The sequence below is a fragment of the Corallococcus exiguus genome (assembly GCF_009909105.1).
Classification (GTDB): Bacteria; Myxococcota; Myxococcia; order Myxococcales; family Myxococcaceae; genus Corallococcus; species Corallococcus exiguus.
On the sequence record NZ_JAAAPK010000005.1, the window covers coordinates 375792 to 387286 of the forward strand.

Here is an 11495-nt window from a genome sequence, read left to right on the forward strand (position 1 = left end):
GTCCTTGACTTGAGAAAGCCTTCTGCTACGACCCCGGCCGCTTGAGGTCTTACTGAACGGCGGAGTGCCTGTCCGGGCCGCTCCGTCACCATCCAAGCCACCATCAGTTGGGGAGATAACCATGAAGAAGTTCATCCTGTCCGCCGTCGCCGCCGCTTCCCTCGTGGGCTGCACGAGCGTCGAGTCCGCCATCGTCTCCGGCTCCGAGATCGCCGCCAACGGCGAGGCCGTGGCCGTCATCCAGGGCAGCTCGCTGGGCCTGACCGCGATCTTCCACATCATCGACATCGTTCAGAGCGACCTGGACACCGTGGTGAACAAGCTCCTCATCACCGAGGCGAAGGCCATGGGCGCCTCCAAGGTGGACCTGAAGTCGGCGAGCACCACGCCCCGTCACGGCATCTTCGCCCTGTTCGGCACCATCATCGGCATCACCAGCTCCTCCGCGACCGGCGTGGCGGTGAAGTAGTCCCAAGCTGCCTCCTCACCGAGGCAGTCCGAAGGCCCCCTGGGAACAGCGGGGCCTTTTCCATTTCCAGCCCCCGAGCATCCCCATGCGCGCCCTCCTCCTCGTGCCCCTCGTGGGCCTCCTCGCGTGCCGTTCGTCCTCGTCCGGAGGCGCGAACGACGCGGAGCTGATGGCCCAGGTGCGAGAGAAGCTGGCCGCGCGCGACGCGAAGCTGACGGCCTACCAGCTGGAGGGCACCCAGACGGAAGGGGACACCGCCTCCGCGGGCTTCACCTTCGCGTACCGCGCGCCCCAGAAGATGCGCGGCACCGTGTCCGCGCCCCAGGCCCGGCAGGTGTGGTGGGACGGCAAGCACCTGTACGAGCAGGTGGAGGCGACGAAGCAGTTCACCACCTTCACGTCCCAGGTCTCCGCGGAGAAGCTGTCCGCGTTCCTCACCGAAATCTTCACCCCCTTCGTGCCGGACGGCTTCCGCGCGCCGCTGCTGCTGCGCAGCGCGAAGGCGAGGCGCACCGCGAGCCTGCCCCAGGCGAAGGAGGCCGTGGAGCTGACCATGGCGCTGGAGGGCGAGGCGGGCGGCGGCGTGGAGGTGACGTACGTGCTGCGCTGGCCCTCGCTGGACTTCCTGGCCAAGAAGACGCGCGCGCCGGACGGCACCCGGGCGGAGGTGCGGATGGAGGAGGAGCACTGCGACACGGACCTGGGCCTGTGCGTGCCCAGGAAGCTGACGCGCTGGCTGGGGGACGCGAAGCAGGGCGAGACGGTGCTGTCGAAGGTGGACCTGAAGACGCCGCTGCCCAACGACGCGTTCACCCCCGCCGCTCCGGAGGGATACAGCGTGCAGACCCGGACACTCGTGGACAGCGAAGCGCAGGAGAGTGGACCGAAGTCACCCACGGGCGGTTGACCAGCACGCCGGCCATCGCCACCTTGGCGGCGGAGGTTCGCCGCGCATGGTCGAGAACGTCATCTTCGACGTGGATGGAACGCTGATCGATTCGGTGGACGAGCACGCCGAGGCCTGGCGCCGGTCGTTCATCGAGTTCGGGCGAGACATCCCGTTCGCTCACGTGCGCAGCCAGATTGGCAAGGGCGCGGACCAGCTGTTGCCCGTCTTCTTCAACGACGAGGAGCTGGAGCGCTTCGGCAAGGACCTGGAGGAGGACCGTTCCGCGCGCTTCAAGCGCGAGTTCCTCCCCAAGGTGCGCCCCTTCCCGCGTGTGAAGGATCTGTTCCAGCTGCTGCGCAAGCGCGGCCGCAAGATTGCCCTGGCCTCCAGCGCCAAGGACGACGAGCTCAAGCGCTACGTGGAGCTGTGCGGCATCGACGGCCTGTTCGAGGCGAAGACGAACAAGGACGAGGTCGACAAGAGCAAGCCGCACCCGGACATCTTCGAGGCGGCGCTCGTGAAGCTGGGCAAGCCGGACCCCGCCACGGTGGTGGTGGTGGGTGACACGCCCTACGACGCGCTGGCCGCGGGCAAGCTGCACCTGGCGTCCGTGGGTGTGCTGTGCGGCGGCTTCCGCGCGGAGGACCTGCGCACGGCCGGCTGCCGCACGCTGGTGAAGGACCCCGCGGAGCTGCTGCGCCGCCTGGAAGAAGACCCCGAAATCTGGCCCTGGGACGCGGCGTCGCGGGACACCTCCAAGGACGAGGAGTCGCGCTGAAGCCCGTGACAGGGTGAAGGCGTCCCCGGCGGCCACGGAAAAAGCGTGGCCACCGGTGGAGCCCCTCGGGACTATTTGCGCGAACCGCCCCGCTTCGCGCGTGAACGGGACGCCGTGCTCTTGCGAGCCGTCCCCCGGCGCGCGGTGCTCTTGCGGGCCGTGGAGCGCTTGCCGGCGGTGCCGGTGCGCGAGGTGGCCTTGCGGCCGGTGCTGGTGCGCCGGGCCCGGGTGGGCGCGGCCTTCTTGCGGCTGGAGGTGGCGCTCTTCTTCGCGGTGGCGGCGCGGCGCTTGCCTCCCACGCGTCCTGCCTTGCGCGCGTTCTTGCGGGCCGCGGGGCGCCGACGGGCCGCCTTCGCCTTGCTGCCGGAGCCGCCCTTCATCCCGCCACCGGTGAGCTTGTTCACGGTGGCGTACGCGCGGGCCTCCGCGGTCTTCTCACCGACGCCCTTGTCCTCGTAGCCCTTCTCGATGTGCGCGGCCATGCGCTTCTGCTTCGCCGAGTACTTGTCCTTGCTTCCTCGTGCCATTCAAACCCTCCTGGAGAACGTCCCGGCGCGGGTCCGAGGCACGGAGTCCGCGTCGCCTGGAAGGTGAACACGTCTACCCAGGGAGGGAACCCGCCAGCCCCCTACCCATGTCCACCCGCGGAAGCTCTCCAAGAGTCGCGGTGGGGAATGGACAGAGCCCCTGCCCTTTCCGCATGGGTCCCGCTGGTGCCGGAAGACGGTCGTGCGCAGCTTGGAGGCGCTGCATTCAAAGCCGAGGTTTCCCCTGGAACCCGCACTCAACGCGCCTCCGCGCCTTCGTCACCTGGACGAGGGGCCCGCGGTCCTGGTGGTGAATACGCGCTCGCGCTCGGGGCGTGACGCCTTCGAGACCGCCCGCGCGCTGCTGGCCGAACACGGCATCCCGCTCATGGCCGCGCACGCACTGACGCGGCCCAAGCGCCTGCGCAAGGTGGTGGAGGAGGCCATCGCCCAGGGGGCCCGCCGAATCCTCGTGGGAGGAGGCGACGGCACCATCAGCTGCGCGGCGCAGGCCCTGATGGGGCGCGACGTGACGCTGGGCGTGGTGCCGCTGGGCACCGGCAACGACTTCGCCCGCTCGCTGGGCATCCCGGACACGCTGGAGGCCGCGTGTGACGTCATCGCCGGTGGCTACACGGCGCGCGTGGACGTGGGGCTCATCAACGGGCGGCCCTTCCTCAACGCCGCCAGCCTGGGGCTCACCACCGCCATCGCGAAGCGGCTCACGCAGGAGTTGAAGCAGCGCGCCGGCAAGCTGGCCTATCCCATGGCCGCCGCCGCGGAGATGCGCACGCTGCAGCCCTTCCACGTCCGGCTCCAGGCGGATGGCCGGACGCTGGAGGTGGACGCGCTCCAACTGGTGGTGGGCAACGGCCGCTACCACGGCGCGGGCAACATGGTGGCGCCGGACGCGACGCTGGACGACCGCCGCTTCCACGTCTACGCCATCGCCGCGCCCTCCATGGCGGACGGCGGGGAGCGCACGGGGCTGGGCCACCTGCAGGACGTGGCCACGCTGGCGCGCGTGGCGCTGGGCATGAGGAGCGGCGGGCACCTGGAGCACGAGTCCGTCGTGCACCTGCACACCTCGCGGCTCGTCGTGGAGACGGAGCCGCCCATGGAGGTGAACGCGGACGGAGAGAACGTGGGCATGACGCCCATGCGCTTCGAGGTCGCCCCCGCGGCGCTGCGCGTCTACGCGCCCGCGCCGCAGTAGGGGCTTCGCACTACACCTTCTCCAGCACGCTGGAGAGCACCTGGGCGGTGAAGTTCACCAGGGGAATCACGCGCCGGTAGTCCATGCGCGTGGGCCCGATGACGCCGACAGTGCCCAGCACCGCCTCCGCCGTGCCGTAGGGGCTGGCGATGACGGTGACGTCGCCAGCGGCGGAGAACTCGCTCTCCGCGCCGATGAAGACGTGCATCTCTTTCGTGCGCTGCACGCGGTCCAAGAGGTGCAGCAGCTTGTGCTTCTCATCCAGGGCGCGGAACAGCGCGCGGATGCGCTCCACGTCCGCGAACTCCGGCTGCTCCAGGAAGGAGCCGGTGCCTTCGATGAGCACGCGCTCCGGCGTCTGCAGGTCGGTGGCGGCGGCGCCCAGCTTGAGGGCCTTGGCGGTGAGCGCGTTATAGAGGGCCTGCTCCTGGTCCATCTCCGCGCGGATGCGCTCGCGCGCCTCTTCCAGGGGCACCTGGTGCAGCAGCTCGGAGAGGTAGTTGCTGGCCTTGATGAGCTCGTCGGACGTCACCGGAAAGTCCACGGTGAGGGCCTTGTTGTGCACCTGGCCGTTCTGGCCCACGAGCACGGCGAGCACGCGGTTCTCACGCAGGCGCAGGAACTCGATGCGTTGGAACACGGCGGCGTCGACGCGGGGAGTGAGCACGACGCCCGCGTGGCGCGTGAGCGAGTGCAGCACGCGGCTGGCCTCCGACAGCACCTCGTCCAGGCTGGACTCGTGGACGAGGCCGGCGTGGATGAGCTCGCGGTCGCGGGGGGCGGGGTCGCGCAGCTTCACCAGGGTGTCCACATAGAAGCGGTAGCCCCGGTCGGTGGGCACGCGGCCGGCGGACGTGTGGGGCTTCTCCAGGAAGCCCAGGGCCTCCAGGTCGGCGAGCACGTTGCGCATGGTCGCGGAAGACACTTCGAACTCGCCTCTGCGAGTCAGCTGCTGGCTGCCGACCGGGCCGCCGGTGGTGATGTACTCCTGCACCACGGCTCGGAGGACTTCCTTCTCGCGCTCACCCAATTCGTCGGGCATTCCCGCTCACGCTCCGGGGGCTGTCGACCCGACCTCCGGGTCTTCATGCCTCCTGTAGAATTCTAAAAGGGACGCCCGAGGCATTCAATTGGGAGGGCCTCTCTGGCAGGCAGGCGGGGCGCTGGTCCGACTGCCTGCGTGGCACGGGTACGGCAAAGCGCACATCGCACGGGAGGGAGGTGGGGGTTAGAAGGCCGCCGCCGTGACGACCGCGACCGTGACCCCCGACGTAGCCGAGCCCGCGCCCCACCGGGGTCGCCTGCTGTTCAGCCTTTTCGCGCTCTACGTCATCTGGGGGTCCACCTACCTGGCGATGCGGTTCGCGCTGACGGGTTTTCCGCCGTTCCGGATGGCGGGGATGCGCTTCCTCCTGGCGGGTGGGGTGTTGTTCGCGGGGTTGCGGCTGAGGGGGCAGCCGGGGCCGGGCCTGCGGCAGTGGGGGGCGGGCGTGGTGACGGGCTTCCTGCTGCTGGTGATGGGCAACGGGGGCATCGCGGTGGCGCAGAACCTGGGGGTGCCGTCCGGGGTGGCGGCGTTGGTGGTGGGGAGCATGCCGTTGTGGGCGGCCATCTTCGGGGCGGCGTTCGGGCAGAGGCCGGGCCGCGCGGAGCTGGCGGGGCTGGTGCTGGGGTTCGCGGGGGTGGCGCTGCTCAACCTGGGCGGTGACATGAGCGGCGGAGGCGTGGCGGCGCTGGCGGTGGTGGTGGCGCCGGCGGCGTGGGCCTTCGGGTCGGTGTGGAGCCGGCGGTTGCCGATGCCCGCGGGGTTGATGACGCCAGCGACACAGATGTTGAGCGCGGGCGTGATGATGATGGCGCTGAGCCTCGCGTTGGGGGAGCGGATGGCGGACGCGGTGCCCCCGCGAGCGATGGTGTCGTTCGTGTATCTGGTGGTGTTCGGTTCGCTGGTGGCGTTCAGCGCGTATGGCTATCTGCTGAAGCACGCGAGGCCGGCGCTCGCGACGAGCTATGCGTACGTGAACCCGGCGGTGGCGGTGTTGCTGGGCGTGGTGTTCGCGGGAGAGACGCTGGGCCCCATGACCTGGGGCGCGATGAGCGCCATCCTGGTCGCGGTGATGCTGCTGGCCCGCGGGAAGCGGTGAGCCGGGTCAGCGTCCACAGCGGCTGATCTTGGAGATGCACATCGTCAGGGCATTGGCGAAGCCGTGGGCGTAACAGCTCTCGTGCCACGACTGGGCGATGAGCGGATCATTGACCTGGGTGGGCACGCGGGTCATCTGGAAGAACGAGCGAAGCTCGCCGCCATGGAGCTGGGGACCGTTGCGATCCTCGTAGTTGCGGGCGTAGTTCTCGAAGGTGATGCGGTCCGCTCCGCTCTCCGCGACCACACCGCCCCAGTGATACTCCCACACCGGTTCGCAATAGACAGGCGGAGGAACGAGCGCCACCGGGCGGGGAGCCACCTCGTCCCGCATCCGCATCCAGTTGCGATTCTGGGCGTCCTGATAGCGCTCCATCGCGCCCACGGAGTACGTCTGGAACGCATCGCCCACCCGCGGGTCCGCATAGGCATTGAGGCCCAGCCGGAAGAGGACCTGCTCGTAACGTGTGCGGAGCGTGAGCCCGTTGAGGGTGACGCCGTTGAGCGTCATCGCGGCATTGGCGCGGACCCGGTTCACCAGCCGGCCATAGTTGCGGCCAATGGGGCCGTTGAAGCCCGCGAGCGCCGCCATCTGGGCAACAGGGGTATTGGCGCCCGCCAGCGCGTTCTGCAATCCGACCTGGTAATCGTTGACCGCGCGTTGCCGGGCCGCGGCGGCGTTGGGGCCCTCTGCCTGTCCATGGAAGAGGAACGTGGTGAGGAGCTCCGCCAGCCGGAAGGGGATGTCGCCATGGGCCGGAAAGGCAGGGGCCCATCCTCCGAGCTGCCAGCGCGGTAGATTGAGGAAGAGCTGATTGCCGGACTGCGTGAGCCTCACGGTGCGCTGCGAGTCCTGCTGCTCCCCCATGACCTTGCCGGAGATTTCGTTGCAGTTCTGCGACACGGCGGGCTCGAGGTGCCCGTTCTCGGACATCGCCACCTGGAACAGACGCTTGGGTCCGGGGCCGCTCAGGAAGGGCAGACAGCCCGGCTGCGCGGGGGGCCCGATTTCAAGGTAGCGAGGCCCGGGGACCTTGGCGATGCGATAGCTGGAGCCCACGGACTTCAACGCGCGGTTGCACCGGGTGATGGCGCGCTCCGTGGCGAAGAAGTGCTTGGCCTGCTCGTGGTGGGGGTCGGTGTCCTCGATGGCGAGTTCGTTGTCATCCGAAACCCGGAGCGCGATCTGGTTGTGCGCCCGCACCATGACGTTCACCGTCCCCGAGTTGATGAGGAAGCTGTCCCCGTGCGTCTTCGGGTGGGGGTGGGGCCGCACGCCATCCCGCTGGGTCTCGAAGGTGGCGTTGTGGAGGTTGACGTCCTGGGCGACGAACTGGGCATTCTGGATGACGTGGTACGCCTGAAGCGCGGGAGTGGGACAAGTCCCCGCCCAGGAACCCGCGAGGTGCGCACGCCCACCCGAAAGGGCCTGTGCGGCCAGGGCCTCGGCCTCTGCTTCGAGGGCCTCATCCACGAGCAGCCCGGTCCCGCCGTTCCCATGAGGGACGCGTCCCGAGCGCTGTTGCAGCACATGCACCAACTCATGCGCGAGGATCCGGGTCCCGCGAGACAGGTCGAGCTCCAGCGCGCCCGGAGCGAAGAGAATCTGCTCTCCCCAGCAGAGGGCCTTGGCCCCCAGCCTCGCGACCAGGGGATGCTCGTGCAGGCGCACAGCGCTCAGGTCGGCCCCGAAGGCGCGCTCGAAACGGACACGCAACCGCCATGGGAGTGCCTGGCCCCGAGCGCAGGCCTGCGCCAGGAGCGAGGGGGTGATCCAACGGTGCCGAGCATCCAATGTCCGTGCTCCCAATGTATCGGGGCGTGTCCCGTGAAGGGTCTATTAGACCAGGGCTCCCCCGCACACGCGAGCCGCTGACGACATCGCCAGAGGAGGCAATAGAGTCCGGCACGTGCGTCCCGTGACGAATCTCTGGATTGTCTGCGTCCTGCTGACGGCATGTGCCGGCGGTTCCCGGCATTCCCGGCACGGAGAGCTGGGGTTCGTGGATCCGGAGACCGCTGGGAAGGCACGGCACGCGGCCTACGTGGCGGAGCAGGCCACAGCATCCGCAACCCGGGCCGCTGCGTCTCCCCTGCTCCGAGCCATTCCGGCAGCCGTGCTTGCGGCGATGCAGCAGGACCATGACGCGGATGAACTGGAGAAGCAGCTCGCCGAATGCGCGGTCCAGGCGGAGCAGTTGGGGAACGCGCGCTACTTCCACGGCCGACCTCCGACGCGCCAGGAGTGCGCCGAGGTGGTGGAGCAGGACCGCTGCGGCAAGCCTGTGACGCGGGCCATGTTCCTGGGCAGGCAGAAGCACGTCCTCGCCCTTCAGTGCGCTGAAGAGGTTTTGAAGGAGCTGTGGCCCGCGCCCTTCAGCGTCGAGCAACGCTACCGCTTCTACCCGAACGCCCGCTTCCTGGAGACCATCAGCCGGGAGAAGGAAGCGCGACTCATCGCCGAAGGTTGCACCGAGGACCTTCGAGGCACCATCAAGCCCGACCTCGTCCTGCACGGAGACCGCAACCTGCTTGAGGCCGTACTCACCCTGGACTTCAAGTTCCCCTGTCCTGACACCAATCCACCTCGCTGGACCGAATACGGAAGCAACAGCCCCTACGCCTACGAGTCCCAAGGGGCTATCTACGAGAAAGCACTGGGTGGACGAGCCGTGCTCGTGTCGCCCAAAACTGGCGTGGAGCCATTCAAGCGATGAAGCCTGTCTTCCCGAGCATCCGACTTAGCGGCAGGGGCGAGTGGCTCGCCGGAAGAGATGGCGTCGTGCTTGCCTTCTTCATCCATCGCGACCACTCGGAGGTAGGGCCTGCGATCTGGCGATCAATCCAAACCTATCTTCGCGCCATCCCGCCCGGTTCACTCAACTGGTACACGTCGGCGGACGGAGACATGGTCCCGCTGGATGACGAAGGCTGGGAACACAATCGCCATGTGGTGATCGAGCGTATCGGGGGAGGGAGCCGGACCGTGGAGCTGCGGGAGAGCCCCAGCGAAACCGGAAGCTACCAGGTCGAATACTACGGCCGACGGCTCGACAGCCCCATCCATGATGCTCCCGCCACCACGCTCTCGTTCACGTTCCCCACGGAGTACCTGCTGGAGCATGGCGCGGTCCAACTGCGCGCGCTGGCCTTGGAACTGGCTCGTGAGCTGCCCTTCAACTTCGGATACGCCAGCTTCGCCCTTGTCTCGACACAGGGCTCCTGGGCCGCGGGGGATTGGGACACCACCGAAGCACTCCTCGCTCGCTACCCCGGCCTGGATGCCCCTCATGCCACGAGATTCAGTTCAATCCTCGGAACCAGAGCCCTAGGTCCCTACTGGCTCACCTTCCTGGGACAGCCACTGCTGGGACAACTGGGCGGCATCGACGCGCTCCGGAACGCGCGCCCCTTCCCGGAGGTCTCCCTGCTCCCCATGGACGGCGACCGCGTCCTGGTCACCCTGGACGAGTGGCCAGACCCCATCGACACACAGACGAAGGCCATTCCGCCCCAGTACCGCACGCTGGCCCGCCTGATGGAGCCCTTCCTCTTCCAGTACGAAGGAGAAGGGCTCCCTCTCTACAAACAGGACACGAATCAGTGGGTCCGTCGGTTCCTCCAACCCTGATGCCAGCACAACAACCGCCCCAGCAGCGCATACGTCCCGCGACAAGCCTCTGGATAGCCTGTGTCCTGCTACCGGCATGTGCTGGCGGTTCACGGCACTCCCGGCACGGAGAGCTGGGGTTCGTGGATTCGGAGACCGCTGGGAAGACACGGCACGCGGCGTATGTGGCTGAGCAGGCCTCTGCGCGGGCCGCGACCCAGGCCATGGCGTCACCCCTGGTCCGAGCCATTCCGGCAGCCGTGCTTGCGGCGATGCAGCAGGACCATGACGCGGATGAACTGGAGAAGCAGCTCGCCGCATGTGCGGCCCAAGCGGAGCAACTGGGCAATGCGCGCTACTTCGAAAACCGACCTCCGACGCGCCAGGAGTGCGCCGAGGTGGTTGAGCAGGACCGCTGCGGCAAGCCCGTGACGCGGGCCATGCAACTCGGCAAGCAGAAGCACGTGCTCGCCCTCCAGTGCGCGGAAGCAGTGTTGAAGGAGCTGTGGCCCGCGCCCTTCAGCATCGAGCAGCGCTACCGCTACTACCCGAACGCCCGTTTCCTGGAGACCATCAGCAAGGCGAAGGAAGCGCAGCTCATCGCCGATGGATGCACCGAGGAACTCCGAGGCACCATCAAGCCGGACCTCGTCCTGCACGGCGACCGCAACCTGCTTGAGGCCGCGCTCACTCTGGACTTCAAGTTCCCGTGCCCGGACAGCAATGAGCCACAATGGACTCGCTATGGAGGGAACAGCCCGTACGCCAGCCAGACCCAGCAAGAAATCTATGAGCAAGCGCTGGGTGGACGAGCGCTTCTCGTCTCTCCACGGAAAGGCGTAAGGGCATCAGGGCCATGAAAGAAGCTTTTCCCCTCATCCGGCTTCGTGGCCGAGGCGGCTGGCTCGAGGGACGCGATGGCGTGGTCGTGTCCTTCTTCATCCATCGTGACCACACAGAGGTTGCGCCCGCCATCTGGCGAGCCATCGAGACCTACCGCCGAGCAATCCCCGCCGGCTCACTGAATTGGTACACATCCGCTGACGGCGACATGGTGCCGCTCGACGGTGCGGGCTGGGAGCACAACCGACGGGAAGTGATTGATTGTATTGGAGGCGGCGGAAGGACCGCGGAGTTGAGAGAGAGCCCCAGCGAAACAGGTGGCTACCAGGTCGAGTATTACGGACGGCTGCTCAACAGCCCGTTCCATGATGCTCCCGCTACAGCCTTGGCGTTCACGTTCCCCACGGAATACCTCCTGAGACACGGTGCGGAGCACCTACGTGCCCTCGCATTCGAGCTGGCTCGCGAACTTCCCTTCAACTTCGGGTACGCAAGCTTCGCCATTGTGTCGACACAGGGCTCCTGGGCATCAGGAGATTGGACGCAACTGGAGGCGCTCCTCTCGCGCTACCTGGGCCTGGATGTCTACAGCGTCGGCAGGGCCAGCAGCGTCATCGGAACCCACGGCCTGGGCCCCCACTGGCTCACCTTCCTGGGACAGCCCCTCTTGGGCAGGATTGGAGGCACTGAAGCGCTGCGGAGCGCGCTTCCCTTCCCCGAAACCTCTCTCATCCCGATGGATGGTGACCGGCTGTTGATCACCCTCGGCGAAGAGCCCAGTGCCCTCGATACGAAGGATGGCGCCATTCCGCCTCAGTACCTGGCACTGGGGAGAATGTTGAAACCATTCATGTTCGAGTACACGGGTGACATCGATGGTATCCAGCACGACGTGAATCGCTGGCGCCGGCGGTTGTGTCCTTGAACAAATAGGCATCCGCGTCTGGATTTTACGGGCTTACGACAGCGGTTCGAATACCTCCCACGGGGGATTGAGCGCTACAGACATGTAGCGGACCG

12 protein-coding genes are annotated in these 11495 nt (G+C 67.6%); 9 read left to right on the top strand and 3 right to left on the bottom strand.

The window, feature by feature from the left end; all coding sequences use genetic code 11:
* Positions 1 to 121: 121 nt before the first annotated feature.
* The 3 genes from GTZ93_RS21720 to GTZ93_RS21730 all read left to right on the top strand — a co-directional run bounded on the left by GTZ93_RS21720 (position 122) and on the right by GTZ93_RS21730 (position 2136).
* A complete protein-coding gene (locus tag GTZ93_RS21720) occupies positions 122 to 469 on the top strand; it encodes a hypothetical protein (RefSeq protein WP_120579094.1) in 348 nt (115 codons plus the stop codon).
* Between the two features lie 85 nt (positions 470 to 554).
* Entirely contained in the window at positions 555 to 1376 is an 822-nt protein-coding gene (locus tag GTZ93_RS21725) for a LolA family protein (protein WP_126933395.1), read from the top strand.
* A 46-nt stretch (positions 1377 to 1422) separates the two neighbouring features.
* Positions 1423 to 2136, top strand: a complete 714-nt coding sequence (locus tag GTZ93_RS21730) for an HAD family hydrolase (protein WP_139923146.1) — start codon at positions 1423 to 1425, stop codon at positions 2134 to 2136.
* A gap of 71 nt (positions 2137 to 2207) precedes the next feature.
* Here the strand turns inward: GTZ93_RS21730 and GTZ93_RS21735 are convergent, their stop codons facing one another.
* Positions 2208 to 2663, bottom strand: coding sequence for a transcriptional regulator (locus GTZ93_RS21735; protein WP_120579097.1), 456 nt, complete (start codon positions 2661 to 2663; stop codon positions 2208 to 2210).
* 202 nt (positions 2664 to 2865) lie between these two features.
* Here GTZ93_RS21735 and GTZ93_RS21740 point away from each other — a divergent pair, with 202 nt between their 5' ends.
* Positions 2866 to 3879 (top strand): lipid kinase, encoded by a 1014-nt coding sequence (locus tag GTZ93_RS21740; protein WP_257979506.1) that lies wholly within the window; start codon positions 2866 to 2868, stop codon positions 3877 to 3879.
* Between the two features lie 10 nt (positions 3880 to 3889).
* Here GTZ93_RS21740 and hrcA read toward each other — a convergent pair whose 3' ends face one another.
* Positions 3890 to 4921 (bottom strand): heat-inducible transcriptional repressor HrcA, encoded by a 1032-nt coding sequence (gene hrcA / locus GTZ93_RS21745; RefSeq protein ID WP_120579098.1) that lies wholly within the window; start codon positions 4919 to 4921, stop codon positions 3890 to 3892.
* 202 nt (positions 4922 to 5123) lie between these two features.
* On the opposite strand from hrcA, the gene yedA reads away from it, so the two are divergent.
* Complete coding sequence (yedA, locus tag GTZ93_RS21750; RefSeq protein WP_161662961.1) at positions 5124 to 6023, top strand: drug/metabolite exporter YedA; 900 nt, start codon at positions 5124 to 5126, stop codon at positions 6021 to 6023.
* A 6-nt stretch (positions 6024 to 6029) separates the two neighbouring features.
* Here the strand turns inward: yedA and GTZ93_RS21755 are convergent, their stop codons facing one another.
* Positions 6030 to 7739, bottom strand: coding sequence for an eCIS core domain-containing protein (locus GTZ93_RS21755; RefSeq protein WP_161662962.1), 1710 nt, complete (start codon positions 7737 to 7739; stop codon positions 6030 to 6032).
* A gap of 193 nt (positions 7740 to 7932) precedes the next feature.
* Between GTZ93_RS21755 and GTZ93_RS21760 the strand changes: the two genes are divergently transcribed.
* From GTZ93_RS21760 to GTZ93_RS21775, 4 genes are all read left to right on the top strand, one after another.
* Positions 7933 to 8739: a hypothetical protein gene (locus tag GTZ93_RS21760; RefSeq protein WP_180946084.1), complete on the top strand. Its 807-nt coding sequence runs from the start codon at positions 7933 to 7935 to the stop codon at positions 8737 to 8739.
* Positions 8736 to 9653 (top strand): DUF3396 domain-containing protein, encoded by a 918-nt coding sequence (locus GTZ93_RS21765; protein ID WP_139919239.1) that lies wholly within the window; start codon positions 8736 to 8738, stop codon positions 9651 to 9653. Before GTZ93_RS21760 ends, GTZ93_RS21765 begins: the two co-directional genes overlap by 4 nt.
* Before the next feature lie 122 nt (positions 9654 to 9775).
* Positions 9776 to 10492, top strand: coding sequence for a hypothetical protein (locus tag GTZ93_RS21770; protein WP_139919240.1), 717 nt, complete (start codon positions 9776 to 9778; stop codon positions 10490 to 10492).
* Between the two features lie 68 nt (positions 10493 to 10560).
* Positions 10561 to 11400 carry a DUF3396 domain-containing protein gene (locus GTZ93_RS21775; protein ID WP_257979247.1) on the top strand — a complete coding sequence of 280 codons (840 nt, stop codon included), beginning with the start codon at positions 10561 to 10563 and terminating at the stop codon, positions 11398 to 11400.
* Positions 11401 to 11495: the final 95 nt, after the last annotated feature.